The 26,930-nt window shown below is 57.2% G+C and carries 27 protein-coding genes; 19 read left to right on the top strand and 8 right to left on the bottom strand.

The window, feature by feature from the left end:
* Positions 1 to 24: 24 nt before the first annotated feature.
* From dctP to OLX72_RS01570, 3 genes are read right to left on the bottom strand one after another with little or no spacing between them, the layout of a single operon-like run.
* On the bottom strand, positions 25 to 1,020 hold the full coding sequence (dctP, locus tag OLX72_RS01580) for a TRAP transporter substrate-binding protein DctP (RefSeq protein ID WP_114869191.1): 996 nt from the start codon (positions 1,018 to 1,020) through the stop codon (positions 25 to 27).
* Positions 1,021 to 1,064: 44 nt separating this feature from the next.
* Positions 1,065 to 2,363, bottom strand: coding sequence for a TRAP transporter large permease (locus OLX72_RS01575; protein ID WP_114869192.1), 1,299 nt, complete (start codon positions 2,361 to 2,363; stop codon positions 1,065 to 1,067).
* Positions 2,360 to 2,830: a TRAP transporter small permease gene (locus OLX72_RS01570; protein ID WP_114869193.1), complete on the bottom strand. Its 471-nt coding sequence runs from the start codon at positions 2,828 to 2,830 to the stop codon at positions 2,360 to 2,362. The genes OLX72_RS01575 and OLX72_RS01570 overlap by 4 nt, the downstream gene beginning before the upstream one ends.
* Positions 2,831 to 2,929: 99 nt before the next feature.
* Between OLX72_RS01570 and OLX72_RS01565 the strand changes: the two genes are divergently transcribed.
* From OLX72_RS01565 to OLX72_RS01555, 3 genes are all read left to right on the top strand, one after another.
* A complete protein-coding gene (locus OLX72_RS01565; protein WP_433989638.1) occupies positions 2,930 to 3,856 on the top strand; it encodes a LysR family transcriptional regulator in 927 nt (308 codons plus the stop codon).
* A gap of 269 nt (positions 3,857 to 4,125) precedes the next feature.
* Entirely contained in the window at positions 4,126 to 6,417 is a 2,292-nt protein-coding gene (locus tag OLX72_RS01560) for an amidohydrolase family protein (protein WP_114869195.1), read from the top strand.
* Positions 6,418 to 6,650: 233 nt separating this feature from the next.
* A complete protein-coding gene (locus OLX72_RS01555; RefSeq protein ID WP_433989637.1) occupies positions 6,651 to 8,000 on the top strand; it encodes an MFS transporter in 1,350 nt (449 codons plus the stop codon).
* Positions 8,001 to 8,063: 63 nt separating this feature from the next.
* On the opposite strand, the gene OLX72_RS01550 is transcribed toward OLX72_RS01555, so the two are convergent.
* Positions 8,064 to 9,056, bottom strand: coding sequence for an aldo/keto reductase (locus OLX72_RS01550; protein ID WP_433989636.1), 993 nt, complete (start codon positions 9,054 to 9,056; stop codon positions 8,064 to 8,066).
* Between the two features lie 179 nt (positions 9,057 to 9,235).
* On the opposite strand from OLX72_RS01550, the gene OLX72_RS01545 reads away from it, so the two are divergent.
* From OLX72_RS01545 to OLX72_RS01490, 12 genes are all read left to right on the top strand, one after another.
* Positions 9,236 to 9,541, top strand: a complete 306-nt coding sequence (locus OLX72_RS01545; protein WP_433989635.1) for a DUF4389 domain-containing protein — start codon at positions 9,236 to 9,238, stop codon at positions 9,539 to 9,541.
* A 401-nt stretch (positions 9,542 to 9,942) separates the two neighbouring features.
* Positions 9,943 to 10,353 (top strand): hypothetical protein, encoded by a 411-nt coding sequence (locus tag OLX72_RS01540; RefSeq protein ID WP_433989634.1) that lies wholly within the window; start codon positions 9,943 to 9,945, stop codon positions 10,351 to 10,353.
* A gap of 44 nt (positions 10,354 to 10,397) precedes the next feature.
* Complete coding sequence (locus OLX72_RS01535) at positions 10,398 to 10,838, top strand: hypothetical protein (protein WP_433989633.1); 441 nt, start codon at positions 10,398 to 10,400, stop codon at positions 10,836 to 10,838.
* A gap of 259 nt (positions 10,839 to 11,097) precedes the next feature.
* Positions 11,098 to 12,213, top strand: a complete 1,116-nt coding sequence (locus tag OLX72_RS01530) for an MHYT domain-containing protein (RefSeq protein WP_433989632.1) — start codon at positions 11,098 to 11,100, stop codon at positions 12,211 to 12,213.
* A 109-nt stretch (positions 12,214 to 12,322) separates the two neighbouring features.
* Entirely contained in the window at positions 12,323 to 13,177 is an 855-nt protein-coding gene (locus OLX72_RS01525; RefSeq protein WP_433989631.1) for an FAD binding domain-containing protein, read from the top strand.
* A gap of 12 nt (positions 13,178 to 13,189) precedes the next feature.
* Positions 13,190 to 13,684: a (2Fe-2S)-binding protein gene (locus OLX72_RS01520; protein ID WP_433989630.1), complete on the top strand. Its 495-nt coding sequence runs from the start codon at positions 13,190 to 13,192 to the stop codon at positions 13,682 to 13,684.
* Positions 13,681 to 16,107, top strand: a complete 2,427-nt coding sequence (locus OLX72_RS01515; RefSeq protein ID WP_433989629.1) for an aerobic carbon-monoxide dehydrogenase large subunit — start codon at positions 13,681 to 13,683, stop codon at positions 16,105 to 16,107. The genes OLX72_RS01520 and OLX72_RS01515 overlap by 4 nt, the downstream gene beginning before the upstream one ends.
* 45 nt (positions 16,108 to 16,152) lie before the next feature.
* A complete protein-coding gene (locus OLX72_RS01510) occupies positions 16,153 to 17,028 on the top strand; it encodes an AAA family ATPase (RefSeq protein WP_433989628.1) in 876 nt (291 codons plus the stop codon).
* Positions 17,025 to 18,206: a vWA domain-containing protein gene (locus OLX72_RS01505; RefSeq protein ID WP_433989627.1), complete on the top strand. Its 1,182-nt coding sequence runs from the start codon at positions 17,025 to 17,027 to the stop codon at positions 18,204 to 18,206. The genes OLX72_RS01510 and OLX72_RS01505 overlap by 4 nt, the downstream gene beginning before the upstream one ends.
* Positions 18,203 to 18,982: an XdhC family protein gene (locus OLX72_RS01500; RefSeq protein WP_433989626.1), complete on the top strand. Its 780-nt coding sequence runs from the start codon at positions 18,203 to 18,205 to the stop codon at positions 18,980 to 18,982. Before OLX72_RS01505 ends, OLX72_RS01500 begins: the two co-directional genes overlap by 4 nt.
* Positions 18,975 to 19,583, top strand: a complete 609-nt coding sequence (locus OLX72_RS01495) for a nucleotidyltransferase family protein (RefSeq protein WP_433989625.1) — start codon at positions 18,975 to 18,977, stop codon at positions 19,581 to 19,583. Before OLX72_RS01500 ends, OLX72_RS01495 begins: the two co-directional genes overlap by 8 nt.
* A 109-nt stretch (positions 19,584 to 19,692) precedes the next feature.
* On the top strand, positions 19,693 to 20,148 hold the full coding sequence (locus OLX72_RS01490) for a CoxG family protein (RefSeq protein ID WP_114869208.1): 456 nt from the start codon (positions 19,693 to 19,695) through the stop codon (positions 20,146 to 20,148).
* Between the two features lie 101 nt (positions 20,149 to 20,249).
* Here OLX72_RS01490 and OLX72_RS01485 read toward each other — a convergent pair whose 3' ends face one another.
* On the bottom strand, positions 20,250 to 21,638 hold the full coding sequence (locus OLX72_RS01485) for an SLC13 family permease (protein ID WP_114869209.1): 1,389 nt from the start codon (positions 21,636 to 21,638) through the stop codon (positions 20,250 to 20,252).
* Positions 21,639 to 21,829: 191 nt separating this feature from the next.
* Here OLX72_RS01485 and OLX72_RS01480 point away from each other — a divergent pair, with 191 nt between their 5' ends.
* Together OLX72_RS01480 and OLX72_RS01475 are read left to right on the top strand one after the other, a co-directional pair.
* A complete protein-coding gene (locus tag OLX72_RS01480; RefSeq protein ID WP_114869210.1) occupies positions 21,830 to 22,084 on the top strand; it encodes a GlsB/YeaQ/YmgE family stress response membrane protein in 255 nt (84 codons plus the stop codon).
* Between the two features lie 105 nt (positions 22,085 to 22,189).
* A complete protein-coding gene (locus OLX72_RS01475) occupies positions 22,190 to 22,603 on the top strand; it encodes a c-type cytochrome (protein ID WP_162797915.1) in 414 nt (137 codons plus the stop codon).
* Between the two features lie 51 nt (positions 22,604 to 22,654).
* On the opposite strand, the gene OLX72_RS01470 is transcribed toward OLX72_RS01475, so the two are convergent.
* Positions 22,655 to 23,473, bottom strand: a complete 819-nt coding sequence (locus OLX72_RS01470; RefSeq protein WP_114869212.1) for a DUF2189 domain-containing protein — start codon at positions 23,471 to 23,473, stop codon at positions 22,655 to 22,657.
* A 339-nt stretch (positions 23,474 to 23,812) separates the two neighbouring features.
* Here OLX72_RS01470 and OLX72_RS01465 point away from each other — a divergent pair, with 339 nt between their 5' ends.
* Entirely contained in the window at positions 23,813 to 25,210 is a 1,398-nt protein-coding gene (locus OLX72_RS01465) for a metal-dependent hydrolase family protein (RefSeq protein WP_114869213.1), read from the top strand.
* A gap of 134 nt (positions 25,211 to 25,344) precedes the next feature.
* On the opposite strand, the gene OLX72_RS01460 is transcribed toward OLX72_RS01465, so the two are convergent.
* Positions 25,345 to 25,719 (bottom strand): diacylglycerol kinase, encoded by a 375-nt coding sequence (locus tag OLX72_RS01460; RefSeq protein ID WP_114869214.1) that lies wholly within the window; start codon positions 25,717 to 25,719, stop codon positions 25,345 to 25,347.
* Positions 25,720 to 25,939: 220 nt separating this feature from the next.
* Positions 25,940 to 26,248 carry a hypothetical protein gene (locus tag OLX72_RS01455; protein ID WP_114869215.1) on the bottom strand — a complete coding sequence of 103 codons (309 nt, stop codon included), beginning with the start codon at positions 26,246 to 26,248 and terminating at the stop codon, positions 25,940 to 25,942.
* A gap of 66 nt (positions 26,249 to 26,314) precedes the next feature.
* Here OLX72_RS01455 and OLX72_RS01450 point away from each other — a divergent pair, with 66 nt between their 5' ends.
* Positions 26,315 to 26,623: a hypothetical protein gene (locus tag OLX72_RS01450; RefSeq protein ID WP_114869216.1), complete on the top strand. Its 309-nt coding sequence runs from the start codon at positions 26,315 to 26,317 to the stop codon at positions 26,621 to 26,623.
* Positions 26,624 to 26,930: the final 307 nt, after the last annotated feature.

Below are 26,930 nucleotides of genomic sequence, written 5' to 3'. Positions count from 1 at the left end.
AGCGCGCCACCCCGAAACTCTGTTTTAATTGCTGGCGGCGGCCACTTGATCCAGGATCGCCTGACCCCAATCGGCACCGACATCTTCCAGCACGGCAGGCCAGACTTCGGCACGTACCTTGGCTGACATGGCCGCCAGATCTGCATCCGAAAGCGCTGCAACTGTTGCGCCCAGTTCATCGACCAGACGCTGCTCGTTGCGGCCCTGATCGGCTTCGGCGACGGTCCATCGGGTTGCCTCGAACGCAGCCGCCTGTTCAGCCAGGGCGGCCTGATCGTCTTCGGAAAGGGCTGCAAGGCTTTCGTTCGAGATGATCATATACCAGACTTCGAAATGCGTATTGGCCGGAATGTATGTTTTGGTCACATCGCGGAACGAGGCATAATACCCTTCCGCGCCCGATCCGATCACACCGTCGACCACACCTGTCTGCACGGCAGTGAACGCTTCGGAAAACGGAATCGGCGACGGGATGTACCCCAGCGCTTCGCCGGTAAGCTGGAAGGATTTGATGCCCGGCACACGGACCTTGATGCCGTTTGGCGCTGTGCTGGCCGCATCCGGATTTGCCACGTTCAGCGCAATGCCACCAAAATAAACAGGGTATGCGGCCAGCATGGTGATGTCCTGTTCGGCATAAAGGCCGGTCATTACATCGCGTACGACGCCGCCGGGGCCATAGACCGCGCGCGCCTGAGCCCATGTCTCAGCCATGTAGGGAAAGGACGAGATTTGCATCCGGCGATCCGCGGCAGCGGCAGCGGGTTGTGTCGCCATATCAAGCGCGCCAACGCTGATCCGTTCTTGCACGGTCGTGTAATCCCCCAGCGCCGACGCCGGGAACAGCTGGATTTCGACACCGCTGCCCGTGGCTTCGGATACGGATGCCGCAAAGGCGCGCAACTCGACGTCGATGGTGGCGTCTTGCGGGCGCACATGGCTCATCTTCAGGGTTTCAGCGATCGCGGGCGATGCCGCCATCAGGGCGGCAAGTGCGGTGGCCAGGATTTGGGTTTTCATGATTTCCTCCTTTGATTGGGTTTCTTTGGCTGAAAATGCCGGGCTTAGTACCCGAACAAGCGCGGCAAATAGAGAGACAGGTCAGGCCAGAACGATGTGAGAAACACGACAGGCACATAGCCGGTCACGATCAGGAACATTGCAGGTGGGATGACCTTGGTAACTTTGACCTTGCCGATCCGTGCACCCAGATACAGGATCGATGCATAGGGCGGCGTGACGCCACCCATCGCGGTATTGACGCCCATGATGGCGGCAAACTGCACAGGGCTGACGCCAATCGCTGTCATCAGGGGCAAGAGCAGGGGGGCAATCAGAATGATGGCTGTCACATCGTTGACGACCATGCCCACCAGAAACAGCAGAATGTTGATGAAAATCAGAAGCAGAACCTTGTTTTCCGTGATCGCAAAGATGCTGGATACGATCTGCTGCGGGATGCTTTCATAAACGAACATCTGGCTCAGGATCATCGAAAACAGGATCATGAACATGATTGCGCCGACGGCGGTCGCCGCTTCTTTACCGGCTGCGAAAAAGTTGGAAAGGCGCAAGCCCTTGTAAACCAGAAAGCCCACCGGAACCGAATAGATCACTGCGACCGCCGCCGCCTCGGTGGGGGTCATGATCCCGCCGTAGATGCCGCCAAGGATGATCACCGGCATCAAAAGCGCGGGAAAGGCGTGAAAGCCGCGTTTGGCGACTTCTGTCGAAAGTTCGCTGAATGTGGGTTTGTCGTCCAGAATCAGGTTGAATTTCCGGCTCATCCACAGGTTCACGACCGAAAAACTGAACATGATCAGCAGCCCCGGACCAAGAGTGGCCAGAAAGCAGGCCAGAATAGACGTGTCCGTTACCCAGCCATAGACGATCATGGTGACCGATGGCGGGATCAGCAACCCGAGGATCGAGGAATTGGCGATCAGCGCGGTTGCGTATTCACGCGGATAGCCGCGTTTTTCCATTTCCGGGATCAGGATCGGGCCGATCGCGGCAATGCCGGTCAGGCCAGACCCTGAAATCGCGCCGATCACGGCACAGCTGACAGCCGCCACAACGCCCAGACCGCCACGCACATGGCCGACAAAGGCATTCACGAACCGCAGCAACGACGCCGCGATCCCGCTTTCCGACATGATCGTTCCGGCCAGCACAAACAGCGGGATGGCAAGCAGGATGGGGTTGCCCAGTTGCTGCACGCCCCAAAGCATCATCCCCTTCATGGTGACGTCGCCGATGAAATACATCACCATCAGGGCCGCCCCGAAACAGTAGGGCAAAGGAACGCCAAGGGTCAGCGTGATGACCAGAACGGCGATGGCAAGAAGCGCGATCTCGATCATGCGGCTGTTCCGTTTTTCAGGCTTAGGATGTGGCGGGAAAGGTGCCAGGCCGTGTAGGCCATCATCAGCGCCACGCCCACCAGAAGTGCGACATCCGAATAAAAGGTAGGGATGTAAAGCGTCGGGCTTTCACGCCAGACACGCCACGCGTAGCGGGTGTAATCCCAGGCCCAGCTAAGGATCCAGAGGCCGACGATCAGGCTGATGATTTCGCCAATGATCGCGAGGATAGTGTGCGCCCGAGGGGATGTTATGAAAATCTCGAGCACGTTGGCGCGGATATGGGTGTTTTCGCGCGATGCGTTGATGGCGCCGAAAAAATAAAGCCAGATCGTGGGATAAAGCATTGTCTCTTCCAGACCCATGACAGGGATCTGAAGCACATAACGGGTGATCACCTGCACAAATTGTCCAAGTGCAACAAAGCAGATCAGCCCGGTCAGCAATACAGACATGAAACGATCCATGATCCCCCCCTCGCATCAAAGTTCGGGATCAGCATCGTTCCAGGCTGGCCATAAATTCAAATCTATAATATTACTATAGCCATAAACTGGATTTATATCATGCTGGCAAACCTGACCATACGGCAACTTCAGACGTTCCGCGAAGTGATGCGCAGCGGTTCAATTTCAGAAGCAAGCCGTACGCTGTTTCGCACGCAACCTGCGGTCAGCACGATGATCCTGAACATCGAAAAAGAGCTGGGTTTCCGGCTGTTTGTGCGCGAACACGGGCGTCTTACGCCATCGCCCGAGGCGCATTATTTTCTGGAAGAGGCCGAAGAAGTGCTGGACCGGCTGGACCGGACGGCGCGCATAATGTCCGAGTTTGGCAACCGGGATCGCGGCAGCCTTCGGATCGCCTGTCATCCCGCATCATCCGGTTTTTTCATGCCCAAGGTTCTGGCTGCGTTCCTTAAGGACAGGCCCGAGGTCAAGGCAGATCTGACGATGCGCAATTCGCAGGCGGTCGAGGATCTGATCGCGTCGCAGGAATTTGACATCGGCTTGGCCGAGACACCAAAGCAACGCGGTTCGATCAGGTTCGAATCCTTTGATTCCGAGTGTGTGATCGCGCTTTCTGATCAGGATCCGCTTGCCGGCAAGGATGTTCTGACCCCGACCGATCTGGAAAACTACCCGATGGCCACGCTGTTCGCGGAACACCCTCTGACCCGATCCACCCAAAGCGCTTTCGTTCGCGATAACGCCACACTGAACACACGGTTTGTCCTGCGGACCCTGCTGCCTGCGCTGCAACTTGTCGGATCGGGTCTGTGCGCCGCGGTGGTTGACCGGATAACTGCCGTCACCAGCCCCGCGCCGGGCATCACCTACAAGGCTTTCACCCCAGCGATCACCAGCAGTATCTCGCTTCTTACTCCTGCACATCGGCCCGCATCGGTGCTTGCCAACGCATTCGAGGATTTTCTGCGCAAAGAGTTGGTGCACGTTGACAAAGCGCCACTGGCCCGGATGCGCGATGCTTAGGCGCCATTCCAGGCCACCTGAACCCGGCGCAGGCGGCACTGTTAGGCCGCAATCCCATGGCTGCCCTGCCGAATTCGATCGCTGTTTGTGAAAAAGCGGAAAAGCGCCGGGATCAATCTTTTGACGCATCGCGCCCGCGATTTAGGTTTCACCTAAGGCGAACTGTTCGGTTTTTCCCAGCCGGTTAAACCCCAGATTGTCCGTTTTGGTTTTTGTAGTTAGATTTTGAAACAACTTTCTCACTCTTCTGACGCCGGGGATTTATTCTGATGCTTCGATTTATGGCCATTGTCACCGTTTTCACCTTCAGCATGATTGCCTCTCTGGCCGCTGCGTCGCAATTGCCGAACCCTGCGGCGGTTTATTGTATCGAACAGGGCGGAACCTATTCCACCGAGGAGGGCACCGACGGGCAGCGCGGGCTTTGCACCCTTGCAGACGGAAGCGTGGTTGATGCGTGGGAGTATTTCCGCCAGCAGCACGCCCAGAACCAGACAGGCGGCAGCACGCAACTGGCAAACCCCGCCGCGACATATTGCGTTGCGCAGGGTGGAACCTATGCCATCGAACGCGAGGCGGATGGCGACCGTGGCTATTGCACCCTTGCGGACGGGCGCGTGATCGATGCATGGGAGTATTTCCGCCAGCAGCACAGTGCGGCCCCGCAGCAAGATACCGGCCTCGTGGTGGCCGACCGTATCTGGACGGGTGGTCCGATCCTGACCATGGTCGATGACGCGATGCGCGCCGAGGCACTGGCCGAAAAGGATGGTCTTATTCTGGGCGTCGGAACCGCAGATGATATCATGGCGTTCAAAGGGCCCGAGACACAAATGATCGATCTGGCTGGTCGCACGATGATCCCCGGATTTGTCGACGCCCATGGCCATGTCTTCATGATCGGTATTCAGGCGTTGTCGGCCAATCTGCTACCGGCACCTGATGGTTCGGTCAACGACATCCCCACATTGCAGCAGGTGCTGCGCGACTTTGCCGAGGCCCAGCCCGAGCGTGTCGGGGCGGCGGGCCTGATCCTGGGCTTTGGCTATGACGATGCCCAGCTAGCCGAACAGCGGCACCCGACCCGTGACGAACTGGATGCCGTTTCGACGGAAATCCCGGTTTATGCGGTGCATCAGTCGGGCCATCTGGGGGTTGCGAATTCCAAGGCGCTGGAACTGGCGGGGATCACAGCCGATACGCCGGATCCTGCGGGCGGGGTGATCCGGCGGCGCGATGGCAGTACGGAGCCCAGCGGTGTTCTGGAAGAAAACGCAGCGAATATGGTGATCGGCGGGCTGCTTGGCGGCCTTGACGAAAATGCCAACCGCGCGATTTTCCGCGCCGGAACGGAACTGATTGCAAGCTTTGGCTATACCACCGCGCAAGAGGGGCGATCTATCCCCGCCGTTGTGCGGCTAATGCAGGCCGTTGCCACCGAAGAAGGTCTTGATATCGATGTAGTGACCTATCCCGACGTGCTGGTGAACCGCGATTTCATTGTGGAAAACCAGTCGCGCGACTATAAGGACAGGTTCCGCGTGGGGGGCGCCAAACTGACCATCGACGGATCGCCTCAGGGCTTTACCGCCTTGCGGGACCGCCCCTATTTCAAACCGCCCGAAGGGCTGCGCTCGGATTACAAGGGCTACAGCGCGGCAACGGGCGATCAGGTATTTGACGCGATCGACTGGGCCTTTGCCAACGATGTGCAAATTCTGACCCATGCCAATGGCGAAGGTGCGTCAGACATCCTGATTGGCGCGATCGAAACTGCAACCCAGACGCACGGGCAGGCCGACCGCCGCCCGGTTCTGATCCATGGCCAGTTTCTGCGCGAGGATCAGGTAGATGCCTACAACCGTCTGGATGTGTTCCCGTCGTTGTTTCCGATGCACACCTTTTACTGGGGCGACTGGCACCGCGACCGCACGGTTGGTCCTGCGGCTGCCGATAACATTTCGCCCACCGGATGGGTGCGTGATCGCGGTATGATGTTTTCAAGCCATCACGATGCGCCGGTGGCGTTTCCCGATTCAATGCGGATTCTGGATGCCACCGTGACACGCCGGTCGCGCTCGAACGATATTATTGGCCCGGCGCAGCGGGTTGATGTTCTGACGGGTTTGAAATCGCTGACGATCTGGCCCGCCTACCAGCATTTCGAAGAAGATCGCAAAGGCTCCCTTGCAGCTGGCAAGCTGGCCGATCTGGTCATCCTGTCGGATGACCCCACCGCCATCGACCCCGAAACGATTGACGGCATAACCGTGCTGGAAACGATCAAGGAAGGCGAAACGATCTATCAGGCGGAAACGCGTGAAGGCCGCATGCACTATCGCCCGCGCCAGGACGGCAGCGATCCTTACGCCGATTTCCTGCGGGTCTTTGCCGTTTCGCACGAAATGCAGGGATCACCGCATTCCTTCAGCCAGATGCGTCCGTCAGTTTTGGCCCGTGCGCCACATTCGGGGGCTTGCGTGGCACGCACATTGGGCAACATAATTGCCGCTTCCATCGTCGCGTCCGACAGCATCGCGAACGAACCTGCGTTGAGATAAGCCAAAGAATGCGCCTAATCGGCAGACAGACTGCGAACACCCTGCGCATGTAAATGCGTATCGCGGGTACGCTGCTGCGCCTTTGTAAGATCTGAACAGCAACCATTTGAACCGGACGGACGTGCTTTCAGGCCTGATTTGACCGTTGTGTTACTGTAGACATCACAGGTACCACTCCGTTTGCCTGTACTGGCAGATGCCGGGGCCAACGCGAACCACCCCAAAGGTCTGATATGCTATCTGTTCTTGCCGACCGTACCTACCGCCACCTGTTTCTGGCGCAGATCGTCGCGCTGCTGGGTACCGGGCTTGCCACTGTCGCACTTGGGCTCTTGGCCTATGATCTTTCGGGCGACCGGGCCGGTCTGGTTCTGGGGACGGTCTTTACAATCAAGATGGTCGCTTATGTTGGTATCGCGCCCGTCGCCGGGGCTTTTGCAAACCGCTGGCCGCGCCGCTCCATGCTTGTCAGCCTTGATCTGGTTCGCGCAGTTGTCGCGCTTTGCCTGCCGTTTGTTACGCAGGTGTGGCAGGTCTATGTGCTGATATTTGTGCTGCAATCCGCCTCTGCCGCCTTCACGCCCACATTTCAGGCGACGATCCCCGATATCCTGCTGCAAGAAGACCGCTATACCCGCGCCTTGTCCCTGTCGCGACTTGCCTATGATCTTGAAAACATCATCAGTCCGACGCTGGCGGCGATCGTGCTGGTTTTTGTCAGCTATCAGGCGTTGTTTTTCGGAACGGTGATCGGGTTTGTCGGTTCGGCCCTGCTGGTGGTTTCGGTGCTTCTGCCGAGCCCGCAGGAAACAACGCGGCGCGGCATTTATGACCGCACAACGCGGGGCATGCGCATCTATCTGGCCACGCCGCGGCTGCGCGGTTTGCTGTCGCTGAACCTTGCCGCAGCGGCGGCGGGCGCGATGGTGCTGGTCAATACCGTTGTGCTGGTACGCTCTGATCTGGGTTTTGACGACACTCGGGTTGCCATTGCACTTGCCGCATTTGGCAGTGGCTCCATGCTTGCCGCCCTTGTGTTGCCAAGGCTGCTGGATCATCGACCGGACCGGCCGGTGATGATCGGCGGTGCCGCCGTGCTGGTTGTCATCCTGCTGGGTCTGGCCTTGATGACGGTGATCAATGGCGTTGGCTGGACTGTGCTGTTGGCGGGATGGTTGGTGATCGGGGTGGGGTATTCAACCATCCTCACGCCGTCGGGACGACTGCTTAAACGCTCGGCCCATCCCGAGGACAGGCCCGCAGTCTATGCTGCCCAGTTCGCGTTGTCGCATGCCTGCTGGCTCGTGACCTATCCGCTGGCCGGTTGGCTGATGACCGTTGCCGGGGCCGCCACCGCCTTTGTCACGCTTGCCGTTCTGGCGGCGATCGGTCTGGCCGGGGCGTTGGTGTTCTGGCCAAAGCGCGAAGCTGAGGTTCTGCAGCACACCCACGAAAATCTGGCGGACGATCATCCGCATGTGCGGCATGGCCGATCGCACGCGCATCCCTACATCATTGATGATCATCACCCGCACTGGCCACCTGTGACCAAAGCCGGATATCCCAACACTGGGGATGAATAGGCGCCCATTTGCTGTTCGGGTGACAGCGATGCCCGGAACGACAGCCGACCATCGGTTGAGCCGTTAGCAATACCCTTCGACGCCGTGCCATTGATCAGGCGAATACCGGTCGCCATGCGCCCATCCGGCCGGAAGAACCTGCTCGATCATGGTCATGATATCTTCTGTCATCGGGAATGAACTGCCCGCGACACAGTCTTTCAGGTGATCTGCGCTGCGCGTTCCCGGAATGGGAACAAGGTGATCACCGCGAGCCAGACACCACGCGATTGCCAGCGCGATCGGGCTTGTATCAAGATCGCGGGCCAGTGCCTTGAACCCTTCGATTTTTTTGACGTTGTAGCTGAAATTGGGTTCGGTGAAACGTGGTGTTCCGGTTCTGAAATGACCCTTTTCAAAGGTCGCCGGGTCAGGCGGAACTGGCGCAAACATGCCCCGCCCCAGCGGCGAGAACGGGACAAATGCAACGCCAAGTTCCTTGCATGCCCTTATCATCCCGAGGTCGGGCTGACGCGTCCAAAGGGAATATTCGCTTTGCACGGCATCCACAGGACCGACAGCAACAGCCCTTTGCAGGGTCGCTGGTGAAATCTCGGAAAAACCGATCCCGCCGATCTTGCCTTCTGTCTTGAACCGCAGAAGCGTTTGCATCAGGTCTTCGATTTGCACGTTCTGGTCACGACGGTGAATGTAGAAAAGATCGACATGCTCCAGCCCCAGTCGCGACAATGACAGTTCAAGCTCGGTGCGCAGGTAATCCGCAGTATTGTCGAACCCGCGTTTGCCCGTCTCGGGATCGCGCCGGATCCCGGCCTTGGTCGCGATGGTGAAACGACCGCTGTCGCCCTTCAGGAACGACCCGATGATCGTTTCGGAAACGCCCATCCCGTAGACGTTGGCCGTGTCCAGAAAATCAACCCCAAGGTCCAGCGCCGCCGAAAGGGTGTTGTGCGCTTCGCCTTGCGTGGTCGGGCCGTAAGAGCCACCAAAGCTCCAGCATCCCAAACCGACTTCTGATACTTTTTTCCCGTCCTGGCGAATTTGTCGTGACTTCATGGTGATCCTCGAAAAGTATTGAATAACGTGCTGGCTGTCCGTCCGGCAGCCTTTGACCGCCGCGTGACAGAGTCAACAGATACTGACGTGTTTGTTGAATAGTGTTACGGTCTTTATGCGCATCAGATGTGAGGATTTCTGCATCTTGTGGGTGCATCCGGACGAAAGGGGATGAAACAGTGAACGAAGAAGACGCAAAAATCGAAGGTCGCCTTCACGGAGAACAGATCGAACCGCAGACGCCTGACAGCATGCTGATGCGGCTTGTCTACATGTTGCTGATCGCCGTGATGATCTCGTTCGCGCAAACGGTTCTGGGCCTCGCGACAATTGTTCAGTTTGTCATCATGCTGGTCAGCAACAGGGAACCGAATGCGCGGCTTGCAGAGTTCGGGACCGACCTTGGCATCTGGATTGCAAAAGCGGCACGATATCAAACGGCGGCAAGTCAGGTTAAGCCCTGGCCCTGGACCGAACTGGACTGACGCGATGTGCTGCCATTCTGGTGGCACGTGGTTTCGCCAGACAGATCTTACTGACATCCCCGCGCCGGCGGTGGGGCAGCCTGTGCATCCGCGCAATTGGGGCCAGCAAAGCTTGATCAGCCCCCGGTGATCGTAACCACAGATTTGAACTGCTGATCCCGGCTGTGTTGCGCCCGCCAGGCGGGGCAGGGTGCGTCGTGTCAGGCGAGGTTGGCAGAAGATTTTTCTCGCAGATCGGAACCTTTCATGGGGCTGATGTCTTTATCCTTCATATCTGAGCTGTTCTGCCCGGTTTTCTGTGCAGAAAAATGCGCATTAGAAGGAGCAAAGCGCGATTGCGACCTGTTAACATATTGGACAACAACACAAATCGACCAGCGCCAAAGGGCATATGGTCGCGCTTGTCGCTGACGCGCATTGAAGACTTGCAAGATGCCGTTTTTGGTTCCGGCCTCGAACCGGTCCAGATGACCAATTCGCCCGTTACCGGCTCGCTGGCGTTTGCCCAATATCGCGGCATGACATTTACAAGCGGTCATTTGAATGGAGACGTGGCGCTGAGCGGCCCGCTTTTGGACAAGCTGATCACCGTGGGCGTCGCATATGACGTTGCGCCCGGATCCTGGCACTGGATGAAACCGGTCGAAGCCGGAAATGTGGGTGTCTGGCACCCTGGTGATGAACATGACGCACGGTATCGTCCCGGGTCCGCTTATGCGGCCATAACGCTAAGTCCGGAACAGATTGAAACCGAGGCCGAAAGATACGGCATGATCCTGTGCCAGAAATCCTTGGGCGGCACCGGTATTTAAAGCAGACGAATGAACATTAAGCACATGAACCGGCTGCGCCGCCGATGAAGAACAACTCCTGGACGATGACGGCCGATATCACGACGCAAGGCAGCGGGACCGAAGGCGTGGTTGTCGGCTTTGGCGGTGTCGCGGCGGGGCTTGTGCTTTACCTTGATGCAGGTGTCCCTGTCTTCGATTACAATTATTTTGAAGAGCACACTGTCTTGCGCGGAACCGAGCCCCTGTCTGAAGGCGATAGCAAGATCACCGTGAAGTTCGATTATCTGGGCGAAGACGGTGCTTTGGGTGCGGGCGCTGACCTGACGCTTGTCGTCAACGATAAAGAGGTCGCGACAGGCAGCCTGGACGCCACAGTGCCTGCCCGCTTTGGCATCGACACCTTCGGGATCGGAGAGGACAGCGGCCAGCCTGTCACCCACGAGTACGAGGCCCCGTTGCCGTTTACCGGAACCATAGGGCAGGTTGTGGTCGAAATCAGGTAGTCGCAAGCAAACTCGCGGGTCGCAGCGCACATCATCTGGTTGCGACCCGTTTTCAAAATGGCCGTTGGTAAAAAACGAAGGCTTGTTCGATTTTTCTAACAGCTTCTCGGGCTCAAGTTTCCGCTCTGTGGCATCTCGCCCCAAAAATTTCGAGCCATTCTGAAACACGGCAGGCCCTGGCTGCGAACACTGGCGAAATCCTGAGCCGTTCGAACAGCACTGTTTACAAATTGCCCGAGTCTTGGTCATCCTCTGAGGCATGGAATTCCTGACCGTCAATCATAGCAGTTTCCTGATCGCGATGTCCTGCATCGTCGCGCTGGTTGCCGGGTTCACCGGTCTTTCGCTGACCCGCGATTTGTCGGAAAAACCGATGTTTCAGAAAAAAGCTGCAATAGCACTTGCCGCCATTGCGTTGGGCGGCGGCATCTGGGCTATGCATTTTGTGGCCATGTTGGGTCTGAAACTTCCAATTCTGTTTTATTATGATGCGGCCATTACTCTGGTGTCGGCTCTGTCAGCCATACTTCTCGTCGGGGCGGCCCTGATCCTTTTGCATTTTGCTCGGCGCACACCGCTTATCATTTCGCTTGCGGGCGCCATTGTCGGGATCGGCATTCTTGTCATGCACTATATCGGCATGGCCGGTCTGGAACTGTGCCGTGCCGTCTACACGACGTCTGGTGTCGTCTTTTCTTCGGTTGTGGCCATCGGGCTGTGCGTGCTTGCCTTTTGGATCGCTTACGGAAAACGCACGAAACGCAATATTGTGCTGGGGACGATTTGTTTCGCGGCTGCGGTATGCTCGGTGCATTTTCTGGCGATTTCACAGACCAATTTCGTGCAGGAACCCAATGTTGCGGAATTCGGCCCCGCCATGAGCAATGAAACCCTTGCGCTTGGGGTGATTTTCTTCAGTTTCGTGATCTTCGGGGCGTGTCTTTGGGTAAGTGTGACGTATCTGGTCGCGCCCGGATCAGAAGCCAAGCGCCCGGAACCCCAACCAGAACGTCAATTGAATGCGGAATTGCAAATCCCCTGCGAAGCGGATGGCCACAAGATCTTTGTCAGGGCAAAGGACGTGATGTTTGTGCGGGCCGATGGCCATTATACACAGATCTATACCGAAAACGAACGGTTGTTCTGTGTTTGGCCGATCACCGTGGCTTTCAAACGCCTTTTGCCTCTTGGATTCTTGCAAACCCATCGCAGCTACATGGTCAATCCTGCCCGTGTCTCGCGATTTGAACGGACCAAAGACAAGGGGCGGTGTTTGTTTGACCGAGGTGATCTGCCGCCCGCCCCGGTGAGCCGATCGAAACTGAAGATGGTTCAGGATGTGCTTGCGTCGCATGGCGGCGCAATTGGTGCATGAGGGGCCGCATTTCGTGCAAATTATCGGTGTTTCATTGATTTTCTAGTGCCGTGACAGGCACGGACATGCACGCTTTCCCAAAGGAAGTTCTGCTTTGGGAGGAGCGATTATGATTCCAGCCTCATTCGAATATTATCGTCCGAAAGACATGGCCGGTGTGCTGGCTGTTCTGGAAGAGCACGGCGATGATGCGCGTGTCATGGCGGGCGGGCACAGCCTGATCCCGATGATGAAACTGCGCATGGCCGACGTGCCGCATTTGATTGATCTGCAAGACGTGGGCGGCATGTCCGACATCGAAATCGGAGATGGCAGCATTCGCATCGGTGCAATGGTCACACAGGCCGAAATCATTGACCATGCCGGCCTGGCAGATGTGGCACCGATCCTGCGCGAAGCAGCCCTGCAAATCGCTGACCCCCAGGTTCGCTACATGGGCACTGTTGGTGGCAACGTCGCGAATGGCGATCCGGGCAACGATATGCCGGGGCTGATGCAATGCCTTGACGCGGTGTTCACCGTGATCGGGCCGGATGGCGAACGTGATATTCCCGCGCGGGAGTTTTATGAAGCCGCCTACATGACCGCACGTGAGGACGAAGAGGTGCTGACCGCTGTCACCATCCCAGCGCCAAAGGGCGGTTACGCGTACGAGAAACAAAAACGCAAGATTGGCGACTATGCCACTGCCGCCGCCGCCGTGCAGATCGTCAAGGATGGCGACAACTGCACGAGTGCCGCGATCGCGATGACGAACCTTAGCGACACGCCGATTTTTTCCGAAGATGCCGGTAACGCGCTTGTCGGGACGTCGGTTGACAAGGCCGCGCTGGACGCTGCCGTTGCTGCGATGCTGGGCGATATCGACCCGACCGAGGACAACCGCGGCCCCGTTGCATTCAAGAACCATGTGGCTGGCGTCATCCTGCGCCGCGCCATCGAGCGCGCCTGGTCGCGGGCGTAAGAGGAACACTTAATGTCAAAGAAAATGCACATCAAACTGAACGTGAACGGCAAGGACGAGGAATTTTTGGCGGAACCCCGCGAATTGCTGATCTATACGCTGCGCGAGCGGCTGAACATCACCGGGCCGCATATCGGATGCGAAACGTCCCATTGCGGGGCCTGCACCGTCACGATCAACGGCAAATCTGTGAAATCCTGCACCATGTTCGTGGCACAGGCCGATGGCGCCAAGGTGACAACAATTGAAGGGATCGGCGGGCCTGATAACCTGCATCCGCTGCAAGAGGCGTTCAAGGAACACCATGGCTTGCAGTGCGGCTATTGCACGCCCGGTATGATCACCCGCGCGACCAAGCTGTTGGAGGAAATCCCCAACCCGACCGAAGAAGAAATCCGCTTTGGCATGGCCGGCAATATTTGTCGCTGCACGGGCTATCAGAACATTGTGAAATCCATTCAGGCCGCTGCGGTTGAAATGAATGCAGCCAAGGAGGCCGCAGAATGAAGGACGAAATCACCCGCGACGAACGCGTCGATAACCTCAAGGGCTTGGGCTGTTCGCGCAAGCGTGTTGAAGATGCCCGCTTTACCCAGGGCAAGGGGAACTATGTCGACGATATCAAACTGGACGGCATGCTGTTTGGCGACTTTGTCCGCTCTCCCTATGCGCATGCGCGGGTCAAGAATATCGACACCGCCGCTGCGCTGGAAGTGCCCGGCGTGCTGGCCGTTCTGACGGCCGCCGATCTTGAACCGCTGGGGCTGCATTGGATGCCAACTCTGGCCGGTGACAAACAAATGGTGCTGGCCGATGGCAAGGTGCTGTTTCAGGGTCAGGAAGTGGCCTTTGTGGTTGCCGAAGACCGCTATGCCGCCGCCGATGGCATTGAGGCTGTCGAGGTCGATTACGAAGAACTGCCTGTCATCGTGAATCCGTTCGAAGCGCTGCAATCGGATGTGGTGCTGCGTGAGGATCTGGTTGGCGAAGACGGCTCCATCCCGGATGGTGCACACGGGCCGCGCAAGCACCCCAACCATATTTTCACATGGGATGCAGGCGACAAAGGTCCGACCGAAGAGGTGATCGCCAATGCCGAGGTCGTGGCAAGCGAAAGCATGTATTACCACCGCACCCACCCCTGTCCGCTGGAAACCTGCGGCTGCGTTGCGTCCATGGACAAAGTGAATGGCAAACTGACGCTTTGGGGCACGTTTCAGGCCCCGCATGCGATCCGGACCGTGGTTTCGCTGATCTCGGGCATTGAGGAACACAACATTCGCGTAATTTCGCCCGATATCGGCGGCGGATTTGGCAACAAGGTCGGCGCTTATCCGGGCTATGTCTGTTCTGTTGTTGCGTCCATCGTGACAGGCAAGCCCGTGAAGTGGATTGAAGACCGGATGGACAACCTGATGACCACGGCCTTTGCGCGTGATTATCATATGACCGGCAAGATATCGGCCACCAAGGAAGGCAAGATTACCGGCCTGCAATGCCATGTAACGGCGGACCACGGCGGCTTTGATGCCTGTGCCGACCCGACCAAGTTTCCGGCGGGATTCATGAATATCTGCACGGGATCATATGACATCCCGACAGCCTATCTTGAAGTCGATGGCGTCTACACCAACAAGGCGCCGGGCGGGGTCAGCTATCGTTGTTCGTTCCGGGTGACCGAGGCTGTGTACTTTATCGAGCGAATGATCGAAGTGCTTGCGATCGAGTTGAATATGGACGCGGCAGAACTGCGGCGGATCAACTTTATCAAGAAGGAACAGTTTCCGTATAAAGCGGCGCTTGGCTGGGAATATGACAGCGGCGACTATCACACGGCCTGGGACAAGGCGCTGAAAGCCGTGGATTATGACGGGCTGCGGGCCGAACAGGCGCAGCGGGTCGAGGATTTCAAGGCGGGCAAGACGCGCAAGCTGATGGGGATTGGTCTGTCGTTCTTCACCGAGATCGTGGGCGCCGGGCCAGTGAAGAATTGCGATATCCTCGGGCTTGGCATGTTTGACAGCTGTGAAATCCGCATCCACCCGACAGGGTCGGCGATTGCGCGGCTTGGCACCATCTCTCAGGGGCAGGGGCACGCGACAACGTTTGCGCAAATCCTTGCATCCGAGATTGGGCTCCCGGCAGACAGCATCACCATTGAGGAAGGCGATACTGACACGGCCCCCTATGGCCTTGGCACATACGGGTCGCGTTCCACACCTGTTGCGGGGGCTGCGACAGCCATGGCGGGGCGCAAAATTCGCGCCAAGGCGCAGATGATCGCGGCCTACCTGCTTGAGGTTCACGACAATGACGTGGAATTCGATGTCGATCGTTTTGTTGTGAAAGGCGCGCCTGAAAAGTTCAAGACGATGAAGGAAATCGCCTTTGCCGCCTACAATCAGGCCATTCCGGGGCTCGAGCCGGGGCTTGAGGCGGTCAGCTATTATGACCCGCCCAACATGACCTATCCGTTCGGCGCCTATGTCTGTGTCATGGACATTGACGTGGACACCGGTGTGCCGGAAATCCGCCGCTTTTACGCGCTGGATGATTGCGGCACACGGATCAACCCGATGATCATCGAAGGGCAGGTACATGGCGGTCTGACCGAAGCGCTTGCTGTCGCACTGGGACAAGAGATTGCCTATGATGACATGGGCAACGTCAAGACGGGTACGTTGATGGATTTTTTCCTGCCGACGGCGTGGGAAGTCCCCAATTACGAAACCGACTTTACCGTCACACCCAGTCCGCACCACCCGATTGGGGCCAAAGGCGTAGGCGAAAGCCCGCATGTGGGCGGCGTGCCCTGTTTTTCAAACGCGGTGCAAGATGCATTCCGCCCGTTTGGCAACCGGCACACGAACATGCCGCATGACCACTGGCGGATCTGGCGCACAGCCAATGAGCTTGGTCTGCACGATTGATCCTGAAGACAGGGCGGGGATTTCCCCGCCCTGCGGAGCTTGCCCATGACCTGGAATGATCTGAAATCAGCCCTTGCGGGTGAAGGCTATGTCGCCTCGGACGATCTGGCGGTAGCACTTCAGCTTGCGATGTCCCTTGGCCGTCCGTTGTTGCTTGAGGGTGCGGCTGGCGTGGGCAAAACTGAGATTGCGCGCACGTTGTCCGCCGTCAAGAACACCCGGTTGATCCGGCTGCAATGTTATGAGGGCCTTGATGCTGCGCAGGCCATTTATGAATGGAATTACCAACGTCAGCTGTTGTCCATCCGCGCTGCGGCGGAAGGGGGCGAAACGGGTAAAGCTGTCGAAGATCGCATTTTTTCAAGGGATTTTCTGCTGGAGCGCCCGCTTTTGGCGGCCATTACCCAGGACACACCACCGGTGTTGCTGATCGATGAAATCGACCGCGCCGATGAAGAGTTCGAGGCATATCTACTGGAAATACTTTCCGACTATCAGGTCTCGATACCCGAACTTGGCACGATCAGAGCCGCGACACGACCAATCGTGATCCTGACATCCAACGGCACCCGCGATCTGTCAGACGCACTGCGCCGCCGCTGCCTTTATACCTACGTGGAATACCCGGACCGGACGACCGAACTGGCGATCCTCAAGGCGCGCTGCCCGGATGTTGAAACGCGGCTGGCCGGTCAGATTGTCGGCTTTGTCCAGAAGCTGCGCGAGGAAGAGTTGGAAAAGACCCCGGGCGTGGCAGAGATGCTGGATTTCGCCGCTGCCTTGATGGGTCTTGGTATCGCAGATCTGACCGACGATCCGGCCGTTTTGCAATCAACGCTGACGACGTTGCTGAAAACCCAAAGCGATCAGGCACAGATCACGCCTGTGGTCGCGGGGCGCATCGCAGGTAAAGCCGCATGAGCCGTGTCACGAAATTTGCCGGACGTGACCCCGGGCCTTCCGCGCGCGTTGCTGGGTTCATCCGGCACTTGCGCGACAACGGGCTGCGCCTGGGGGTGGCAGAGGCCGATCTGGCCATGGCCGCCCTGTGCGAAGTCGATGCGGCCCGGCCCGATGAAAGCCGCCGCGCCCTGCGTGCCGTCTGCACAGGTTGCAAGGAAGAAACCGAACGGTTTGACGATCTGTTCGACAGCTACTGGATGGACATGGGGCGTGTCAGGCAGAAGGTCGTTCCCACGCCGTCCTCTACGATAAGTGATGATGTTCATTCCTCACGCGATGCCAAGGGCGAAGATGCCGGCGCATCCGGTATGTCCACCGCCCCTGATGATCAGGGCGGGGAGGCAGACAGTGACGGAACCGGAAAACTGATCGCCACGCAACAACGCAACCTGAACCGGCGTGACCTGCGTGATCTTGTCCGCCCGGAAGAAATTGCCGAAGCCGAAGACGTCGCGCGCCGCATCGGCGCCGCTTTGCGCGACACGCGCTCGCGCCGTCGCATTGCCGCGCGCAAAGGCGACCGGCTGCATTTCCGCAAGATCATACGCCACAGTCTGGCCACCGGAGGAGAGCCACTGCGCCTGCTTCGGAAAAAGCGCCCCGACAGGACGCGCAAGATCGTAGCACTTTGCGATGTCTCCGGTTCGATGTCTGTTTATGCGCAGGTCTTTCTGGCGTTCCTTGCCGGTTTGATGCGTGCGGATACGACCGCGGATGCCTATCTTTTTCACACCCGACTGGTGCGGATCACCGAGGCCCTGCGTGACAAAGACGCGATGCGCGCAATCGGACGGATGTCATTGATGGCAGATGGGTTCGGCGGTGGATCGAAAATCGGGCCATCGCTGATGCGATTTGCCGACACTTACGCCAAACGCTTTGTCGATGGACGCAGCGTCGTGCTGATCCTTTCGGATGGGTATGATACCGAAGCCCCCCAGATGATCGCCGCCGCACTGGAAAAGCTGCGCAAACGGGGCTGCAAGGTGATCTGGCTGAACCCGCTGAAAGGCTGGGCCGATTACGCACCAGTGGCCGAAGGCATGGCGGCAGCCCTCCCTTATCTGGATGTCTTCAAGGCGGCCAACACGCTGGGTGATCTGGCCGCGCTGGAACAGGAGCTGGCACAGCTATGACCCCGGCTGAAATCCTTTCGACCTATCTGGCCGAGGCCGCGCAGGCGCTGCGGGACAGGGACGAACCTTTTGCCTTTGCCACCATCGTGCGCACTGCGGGCTCTACCGCCGCCAAACCGGGGGCCAAGGCGTTGCTGAGCGCGGATGGAACAATTCTGCAAGGCTGGCTGGGGGGCGGCTGCACACGGGGCGCGGTGAAACGCGCCGCCCTGCGGGCCTTGCAAGACGGAACGCCGCAGCTTGTGTCGGTCGCCCCCGAAGATTTGCTGGCAGAAAAAGGCGTGTCCGCAGGTGATGAAGTGGATGGCACGCAATTTGCCCGCAACGGTTGTCCGTCGCGCGGCACGGTCGATATATTCATCGAACCTTGCATGCCATCACCGCAACTTGTTGTCATGGGCACATCGCCGGTGGCACAGGCGCTGGGCACGCTTGCTCCACAGTTCCACTGGTCGGTGTCGCCGACACCGGGGCAGAACAAACAGCACCAGCGATGCTTTGTCGTTGTCGCCACGCAGGGGCAGGGTGATCTTGACGCCCTCAAGGCCGCGCTGAGCGCGCAACCGTCCTATGTGGCCTTTGTGGGAAGCCGCAGAAAATACGCCGCCCTTGCTGAAAAACTGGCCGCCGCCGGATTTGAACAATCTGCTATCGACCGCGTTCAGGCCCCGGCAGGTCTTGATCTGGGTGCGGTCACGCCAGAAGAAATTGCGCTGTCCATATTGGCGCAACTTGTTCAGAACCGGCGCGCGACGGTGAAACAGACCGATGCCTGATGTCACCGCTATCATACTGGCCGCAGGGCTTTCACGCCGGATGGGAGAGCGGAACAAACTGCTTTTGCCCATTGGCGATGTACCGATGATCCGACATGTGGTTGATGTCTACAGCGGGGCAACGGATGGACGGGTGCTGGTGGTAACAGGCCATCAGGCGAGCGAGGTCGAGGCCGCACTGGCGGGCAGTGACGCCAGAACCGTTTTCAACGTCAACTACGCCCAGGGTCAGCCGACGTCGGTCGCCTGCGGGCTGCGCGCGGCAACAGACGGCGATACCCTCTTGATCGGCTTGGGGGATCAGCCGCTTTTAACGTCTGATGACATCAAATCGTTGCTGGCGGCGCATGCAGCGGCAGATATTTCACGCATCTCTATTCCGGTTGTCGAACAGCAACGCGGAAACCCGATCGTGGTGCCCGCAAACCTGCGCGCGCGTCTTCTTGCGGATCCCAGATCACCGGGATGCAAGAAATTCACCCGCACCCTTCCTGAACATGTCCAGTTTCACGCCTCGGCCTCGGCCGGCTTTTACGCGGATGTGGACACACCCGAGACCTATGCCGCTCTCAAAGCTGGCAGACTGGAGGAAACCTTATGACTGCAGTTCGAAAATTCGCCATGCGTTTGCGCCGCCATTTCGCGCCGACACCCGAACAGGCAGACATCCTCGCCAACATCAAATTTCCCTGTTGCTAAAAGGACATCCCATGGAACTGGCAGACGAAATCATCATCAACGCACCAAAAGAACAGGTCTATGCAGCGCTGAACGACCCAGAGGTTCTGAAACAATGCATTCCGGGCTGTGAAGAGTTGATCAAGCACTCGGACACTGAACTTGAGGCAAAAGTCGTGCTTAAGGTCGGGCCGGTGAAAGCCAAGTTCACCGGTGACGTGCAACTTGACACTGCAGGCGCGCCGGATGCATTTTCGCTGACCGGGCAGGGCAATGGCGGCGCTGCCGGGCACGCCAAGGGGGGCGCGGATGTAACGCTGACAGCCGACGGGCCAAACACGACGATCCTGCGGTACCAGGCAAAGGCCGACATTGGTGGCAAACTGGCCCAGCTGGGCAGCAGGCTGATCCAAAGCACCGCAAAGAAACTTGCGGCCAAGTTCTTCAAGTCTTTCGCCGATGTGGTCAACGAAGAAGAAACCGCCTAGCGATCACACCTGCAAAAGGCACGCGGCAGACAGCATTTCAGTAAGGGTCGGGCATGCACATGCATCCCGTCCCTTTGTGTATAAAGAGCGAAACCGCGCCTTTATCCAAAGAGTGCTTTTCCAAGTAAGGAACTGACGCTCACGGTTATGACCAGCGCAATCAAATCCAGCGGTGCACCGGCACGCAGCATGTTTGCCCGTGTTACCGCCGGATTGGCAAAAACAATGGCATTGGGTGGCGTGGCCACGGGAAGCATGAAGCCGACAGAGGCGGCGAGTGCGATCGGGATCAGGAAAGCGATCGGGTCAACGCCGAAATTGGTCGCCACAACTCCGGCGATGGGCAGGAAGATTGCCGCCATCGCAGTGTTGCTTGCAAGCTCTCCCAGATACACAATGAACCCCGCAATTACGAGAAGGACAGCAAACTCGGGCCAGTGAGAGATCGCCTGCACGCTGCCACCGAGCAATTCTGCCAAACCGGAACTTTGAAGGATATCGGCAAGCGCCAGCCCGCCGCCAAACAGAATGAGCACATCCCAGCGCAACAACGCCGCAGTGTCCCAATCAAGCAAGCGTTTGCCTTTCCCGTCAGGAACAATAAACAGCGCAATCGCCGCAATCATTGCAATGCCTGCATCCGTAATTGCGATTTCGGGAAAGAGCCTGATGATCAAGGGACGCGACAGCCACGCGGCAGCTGTCAGGCTGGCAACAACCGCAACCCGGCGCTCTGCCGAATTGGCAGGGGTGTCCTGCGGATGATGGGACAAGACCAGTTCCCGGGCCTCCAATCCCGGGGTGACCCATGCGAGAAACAGCCAGGTCACCACCAACAGGATCAGCGCAACGGGAACCCCGACCATCGCCCATTGGGCAAAGCCGATGTCGACAGCATATGTCGTGCTGACATAGGATGCGAAAATTGCGTTTGGCGGCGTTCCAATCAGTGAGCCCATGCCGCCTATCGTCGCCGAGAATGCAACGCCGAGCATCAAGGCAGTGCCGAAGGACGGTTGATCGTCTTGTGAGGTAACAATAGCGGCAGCGATCGGCGCAACGACCATTGCCGATGCCGTGTTGCTGATCCAAAGGCTGAGAAATGCCGTGCAGAGCATCAGCGCCCCAAGAACACGGTGCGGGCTGGTTCCGGCGTGTCTTAACAGCGACCCTGCCAGTCGCCTGTGCAATCCGGATTTTTCAATCGCCTTTGCGATCAGAAATCCACCCAGAAACAGAACAACCAGCGGATCAGAATAGGATCGAGCCGTATCATCCAGATCGGTGAGGCCCATGATCGGAGCGACCGCCAGTGGCAACAGCGCAGTCGCTGCCAGTGGAAGTGCCTCTGTAAGCCACCAGAGAGCCATGGTTACAGCAAGACCCGATGCGTGCCAGGACAGGTCTGACATGCCCGCCGGTGCGGGAAAGGCAACCGGAGCAAGAAGCACGGCAAGTCCGGCGCCGATAGTTAAAGGTTTCAGTTGCATCGCTTTAGCCTAACAGCAACTCGGTTGGGCACACATGCGGCAAAAGGAATTTTTCTATGTGAGACGCCTCTGGGATCGAAAGCCGCCATGTCTGGCAATTCTGAAACCAGACAAAAGGCAATCAAGGGGCTTGAGTGACGCGCGGATAGCGGCGAAGGTTCCACCAAACATGGCAACCCGGAGGAACACTCATGGAATTTGGAAGCCTTTTCGCGATGCTTTTCATCGGCGCTCTTGCCGGCTGGCTATCAGGAAAAATCATGGAAGGCCGCGGCTTTGGTTTGCTGGGAAACATAATTGTCGGGATCGTCGGCGCGTTTGTCGCGGGCCTGATTTTTCCGGCTCTTGGGTTTTCCGTCGGAGGCGGGATTGTTGCATCAATTCTGCACGCTACGATTGGTGCAGTGATACTGCTGTTTCTGATTGGCCTGGTGAAGCGCGCGTAGTCAATTCGCGTTTTGCGTGTGATCGCTGACGCATTTGATCAGGATCAACGCATTTTCCGGTGATCGTTCTAGCCTTGGATCAACTTTGTTGAAAGCAGGTCAGACGTGAAGCAATTCTTTCTTTTTATCCCGTTTCTTATCTTTGGTTCTTCGCTGGAGGCCGCAGATGCGGGCGAGGTTCTGTATTTGGAAAACTGCGTGTCCTGCCATGGCGTTTCAGGACAAGGCGACGGCCCCAACGCAAGCGAACTGGGCACACCACCTGCAGATCTGACAAAAATTGCCGCGCGTCGCGATGGGGTTTGGCCCATGCTTGAAATCATGGCGATTATTGACGGCTATTCCCGAAACACGCTCCCGCGCGAAGATATGCCGGTTTTCGAGAATTTTCTGGATAACGAGATGGTCGAGTTCGATACCGGAAACGGAGTGACGACCTTGGTGCCGGGCAAGCTGATCGAAATAGTGAACTATCTGGAAACGCTGCAAAATCCCGCACCGACCCGATATGTGCCCTGATCATTTCAGCGGCGTATTGCAGTGTGCCTGCGGCGCGGCGGGTTCGGAAAATCACCCCTCTGCCGGTGGCACGGCGCGCTGATAAAGATGCCATGTGGTGTGGCCAAGGATCGGCAGGGTAAAGATCAGGCCCAGAAACGCTGGAACCAGCGATGCCACCATGGTGACAGAGATAATCGCCGCCCAGATCAGCATGACCACCGGGTTTTCCCTGACGACGCGAATAGACGTTAACATTGCGGAAACAAAATCGGTTTCCCGATCCAGCAGCATGGGCATGGCAATGACGGTCACCGAAAACAGGACAGCCGACAGAAATGCGCCCACACAGGTGCCGATCGCAAGAAAGGTCCAGCCCTCCGGTGTGGTGAACACGATGTTCAGGAACCCGTCAAAATCCGAAAAAGAGGCATCCTGCAGGATGATCGCCAGCCACAGACGGGCCTGATACATCCATACCCAGAAAACGAACAGGGTGACAAAGGCCATCCAGCCCATTTCGCGTTTGCGTTGATTGGCCATCACGGTCAGGATTTCGGACCAGCCGAAACTCTCGCCCTTTTGCAAACGCCGGGACATTTCATAAAGCCCGGCGGCGGCGAAGGGGGCAACCAGCGGAAAGCCCACAACGGCGGGAATGATCATCCAGATCTTGCCCAACCAGATCAGACACCAGACAAGCAGAATTCCGAAAACCGCATAGAACAGACCGAAAAAGCCGCTCATGACAGGGCGCGCCAGAAAGTCGGAAAACCCGGCTTTCAGCGATGCGGTGATATCACCCGCTGTCACCTTGTTGACTTTGGGCATGGCTCGCTGCTGCGGCGTCGGGTTGTGCGGCGGTTCGGACCCTGCGGTTTTGGATGTCATGACACATTCCTCTCAAGGAATGGCGCGCCTGTTTGACAAAAAGCCCAGCGGCGAAACGGACATTCCTCCTGCGCACAGGAGTTTGCATCAGCTGAGGCATAAGGGCAAGGTGGGAGTATGACCGGTAAACCAGCGCCGCGGAGTTCGGACGGATGCCGCGGGGCAGATGCGAAATTGCATGCCGAGTTCGAAAGCAGCCATTCACGAACGCGTCAAAAAGCGCTGCTATAGTTGATAGGGCTTCCAAGCTTGTTGCGTGACCAGATTTGGTGCAAAATTTATGACCAAGAGCTTGAAGATAGAACGAATAATGGACCCAAGAAGGCAAGGAACGGGGTCATGCACAACACGATAGAAAAATTGCTGCTCACGACAGTCATCTCCAGTGTACCTGTCTTAGCAATGGCGCACGACCCTATTGCATTTGAAGCCACCGGTGGCGAGATTGTGCACGGGAACACCTATGGACCGGCGGTTACATACGAAAATATTGTCATCTGCGGAGCACAGGTTTTTCATGGATGCCGTGAGGAATTGGTCTCGGCTGACGTGCTGATTACCGACAAAAAGATCGCGGCGATTGCGCCTGATCTCGGCGCGCCAGAAGGTGCATTCGAGATTAGGGCTGACGGTTATACCATGATCCCGGGCCTGATCGATGCGCATTGGCACGGCGTTTATGCCGAAGCGACCATTCCCCAAATCCTGACAACTGGTGAAGGCTACTGGAACCTCGTCGCGGCACGTGTACAAGAGAACGCGCTGTATCGCGGTTTTACAACTGTGTGCGAGGCAGCCGGGCCAATGTTTGACATCGCCCGCGCAACCGATAAGGGCCTGATCGTCGGCCCGCGGATATTCCCATCCGGCCCGGCGATCTCGCAAACATCCGGGCACATGGATTTCCGGTTTACCTATGACGTGCCCGCAACACCCGACAATCCGCACAGCCTCGAAAGAAACAACGGTTTCTATATTGCTGACGGCGTACCTGAAGTGACCAAACGTGTACGCGAAAATCTGATGCAGGGCGCCACGCAAATCAAATTGATGGCTGGCGGTGGTGTCACATCGTCATATGACCCGATCCATACGATCCAGTTCAGCAAAGCGGAATTGGAAGCGGCTGTGGAAGCGGCGGAAAACTGGGGAAAGTATGTGCTTACCCACGCGATCAATAACGAAGCTGTTATCCACTCTCTCGACGCAGGGGTGAAGAGTATCGAACACGGCCATATGGCCACGCGCGAAACGCTTGAGCGTATGCGGGATGAGGGCGTATGGCTCAGTATGCAGCCGTTTCTGGACGACGAGGATGCGCCAACATTGAACATTGTGCAGAGTGCCAAATACAAGTTCGTGACCGACGGTACAGATTTTGTTTACCGTACGGCCAAGGCACTTGGCGTTAAAATCGCCTTTGGTACCGACACGTTGTTCAGCCCCGACCTTGCAAAGCGGCAAGGCGCTCAATTAGCCAAATTGCAAAAGTGGTTCACGCCTTTTGAGACGCTGAAGATGGCGACCTGCGACAACGCCGAGTTGCTCAAACTGTCGGGTCCGCTGACGCCTTATCCTGATGGACCTTTGGGCGTGATTGAAGAAGGCGCATATGCGGATCTGATCCTCGTGGATGGCAATCCGCTGGAAGATATTGATCTTGTGGGCAACCCCGAAGGCAATTTCGACCTGATCATGAAAGACGGCGTGATCTATAAAAACGTATTACAAAACTAGGTTTCTGTTTTCAGTCCATAGGGTGCTGCTTCGATCATGTCGCATAACTCCGCGAGCAAGGGGTCGTCTAGCGAGACTGCTGCATCGGCGTGTATTCGAAGCCGCCGTGGCTTCTTGAAGTAGATGACAGACAGTCAGGCAAAAACCCTGTCATAGAGTGCTGCCAGCCAAATAATCCCTGCAAGCACAGATGCCATTACAACTGCAAGAGATCCCAAGTCTATTGCAATGCGGGATAATTCGTGGCGCTCCGGACCGATCCTGTCAACGACCGCTTCCACAGCCGTGTTCAGTACTTCAACGATCAAGATCAGAAGAACCACTCCGCATAGAATGGCTGCGTTGAAAACTGTTTCTCCCAACCAATACGCAAATGGCACGCTCGCAATCAACGCCGCAGCCTCGATGCGAAACGCTTCCTCGGTTTTCCAAACATCTCTCAACCCGTTCAGAGAGTTAAACCAGGCGGCTTTGAGATGGGGAAACCCCGTCAATCGCACTTTTTCCATTTCCTTTGGCCATTTCCTGTTTATCTATTTGCACCTGTCGCGCCGTATTCCGTGTTCAACTGGAAACCCGGGGCAGCGCCATCGACGTGTAAAGGCATCCAAAGCCTGTGCACTAAGCGTACGAGCCTCGCTGCCTTGGAACTTCGCGTGTTTGGATGGTCCGGACTGAGTGTTCGGGATTGTTGATCCTGCCGGGACGGTCGCATCGGCGGCCATTTCATCAGCTCCAAAGTTCCGTTGCAGCGTTCGACGACCGCCGTGTGATGTCCGCCTGCTCGCGGGCACCGGTCCAGGAACCGCAATTTGCAAAAACATGCGCACCGCGTGAGGATACCGCAGCCACATGGCTGTGACCGCAGACAATGCCGTCCACGCCGCCCCGCACAGCCTCACGCAACGCGGTATCGGTAAAGCTCCAGATCAGCGACTTGGCGTTGGTTGCAATTGCCTTGCCCAGCGACCACCGCGAGCCATTGCCGTTTCCGTCGAGATCTGATGGTTTCGATCTTGCCCAGGAAATTTTGTCCAACCGAGACCATAAACCGTCAGCGCGCTTGGATGCGCCTCTCAACAGAGGACCATCAAACTGATCTCCATGCATTACAATCAGGCGGCGTCCGTCATTGGTGCGGTGGATCACCCGTTTATCCAGACGGATTCCAAACTGTCTCAACAGGATCGGACGATAATGACAAGCTGCCGGTTGTCGCAGTTTTTCATCGTGGTTTGGCGGCCGGGGATCCGGGAACATATCGAGATCGAACTTGATGCTCTCTTTGCCATGCTAAAGAAAAACGATGCCTACTTTTTGCCAGCGCGTTTCCCGGACACAGGCTTAGAACGCAATCACAAAGCATTCTTCGAAAGAGTGGTCGCCACAAACGGCAAGTGCTTCGAAAATTGAGTGGTTTGCGGAAAGACAGTTCAGCCTTGAGAATAGAATTATCTCTCCTGTGCTAATCAAATAGTCGCACAGGTGTTGGGGGCTAATGCGAAATTACATGCTGAGATCGAAAGCAGCCATGCAAACCAAACTCGGAGAACGGCTGGTTCGAGCCCAGAGAGGCCTTTGGAAATCGCTTGCCCAGATGCACATCGCAATACAGAAATGTGTATCGCAAGCCAATTTCAATAATTTCAAGAAACGGAAGCCCAGAGCGACCCAAAGGTTCGACCTGCGTCACCGAATGAGACGTTTACAAGCAATATGC

It is taken from the genome of Sulfitobacter sp. TBRI5 (assembly GCF_051013555.1).
GTDB lineage: Bacteria > Pseudomonadota > Alphaproteobacteria > Rhodobacterales > Rhodobacteraceae > JL08.
Note: the sequence above shows the minus strand (reverse complement) of the source record. Positions and strands in the feature narration are given on the sequence as shown.

Excerpts from the sequence above, each read along its gene's own strand:
- dctP (WP_114869191.1), bottom strand. The coding sequence starts at position 1,020 with ATGAAAACCCAAATCCTGGCCACCGCACTTGCCGCCCTGATGGCGGCA.
- OLX72_RS01575 (WP_114869192.1), bottom strand. The coding sequence starts at position 2,363 with ATGATCGAGATCGCGCTTCTTGCCATCGCCGTTCTGGTCATCACGCTG.
- OLX72_RS01570 (WP_114869193.1), bottom strand. The coding sequence starts at position 2,830 with ATGGATCGTTTCATGTCTGTATTGCTGACCGGGCTGATCTGCTTTGTT.
- OLX72_RS01565 (WP_433989638.1), top strand. The coding sequence starts at position 2,930 with ATGCTGGCAAACCTGACCATACGGCAACTTCAGACGTTCCGCGAAGTG.
- OLX72_RS01560 (WP_114869195.1), top strand. The coding sequence starts at position 4,126 with ATGCTTCGATTTATGGCCATTGTCACCGTTTTCACCTTCAGCATGATT.
- OLX72_RS01555 (WP_433989637.1), top strand. The coding sequence starts at position 6,651 with ATGCTATCTGTTCTTGCCGACCGTACCTACCGCCACCTGTTTCTGGCG.
- OLX72_RS01550 (WP_433989636.1), bottom strand. The coding sequence starts at position 9,056 with ATGAAGTCACGACAAATTCGCCAGGACGGGAAAAAAGTATCAGAAGTC.
- OLX72_RS01535 (WP_433989633.1), top strand. The coding sequence starts at position 10,398 with ATGAAGAACAACTCCTGGACGATGACGGCCGATATCACGACGCAAGGC.
- OLX72_RS01530 (WP_433989632.1), top strand. The coding sequence starts at position 11,098 with ATGGAATTCCTGACCGTCAATCATAGCAGTTTCCTGATCGCGATGTCC.
- OLX72_RS01525 (WP_433989631.1), top strand. The coding sequence starts at position 12,323 with ATGATTCCAGCCTCATTCGAATATTATCGTCCGAAAGACATGGCCGGT.
- OLX72_RS01520 (WP_433989630.1), top strand. The coding sequence starts at position 13,190 with ATGTCAAAGAAAATGCACATCAAACTGAACGTGAACGGCAAGGACGAG.
- OLX72_RS01515 (WP_433989629.1), top strand. The coding sequence starts at position 13,681 with ATGAAGGACGAAATCACCCGCGACGAACGCGTCGATAACCTCAAGGGC.
- OLX72_RS01510 (WP_433989628.1), top strand. The coding sequence starts at position 16,153 with ATGACCTGGAATGATCTGAAATCAGCCCTTGCGGGTGAAGGCTATGTC.
- OLX72_RS01505 (WP_433989627.1), top strand. The coding sequence starts at position 17,025 with ATGAGCCGTGTCACGAAATTTGCCGGACGTGACCCCGGGCCTTCCGCG.
- OLX72_RS01500 (WP_433989626.1), top strand. The coding sequence starts at position 18,203 with ATGACCCCGGCTGAAATCCTTTCGACCTATCTGGCCGAGGCCGCGCAG.
- OLX72_RS01495 (WP_433989625.1), top strand. The coding sequence starts at position 18,975 with ATGCCTGATGTCACCGCTATCATACTGGCCGCAGGGCTTTCACGCCGG.
- OLX72_RS01490 (WP_114869208.1), top strand. The coding sequence starts at position 19,693 with ATGGAACTGGCAGACGAAATCATCATCAACGCACCAAAAGAACAGGTC.
- OLX72_RS01485 (WP_114869209.1), bottom strand. The coding sequence starts at position 21,638 with ATGCAACTGAAACCTTTAACTATCGGCGCCGGACTTGCCGTGCTTCTT.
- OLX72_RS01480 (WP_114869210.1), top strand. The coding sequence starts at position 21,830 with ATGGAATTTGGAAGCCTTTTCGCGATGCTTTTCATCGGCGCTCTTGCC.
- OLX72_RS01470 (WP_114869212.1), bottom strand. The coding sequence starts at position 23,473 with ATGACATCCAAAACCGCAGGGTCCGAACCGCCGCACAACCCGACGCCG.
- OLX72_RS01465 (WP_114869213.1), top strand. The coding sequence starts at position 23,813 with ATGCACAACACGATAGAAAAATTGCTGCTCACGACAGTCATCTCCAGT.
- OLX72_RS01460 (WP_114869214.1), bottom strand. The coding sequence starts at position 25,719 with ATGGAAAAAGTGCGATTGACGGGGTTTCCCCATCTCAAAGCCGCCTGG.
- OLX72_RS01450 (WP_114869216.1), top strand. The coding sequence starts at position 26,315 with ATGCATTACAATCAGGCGGCGTCCGTCATTGGTGCGGTGGATCACCCG.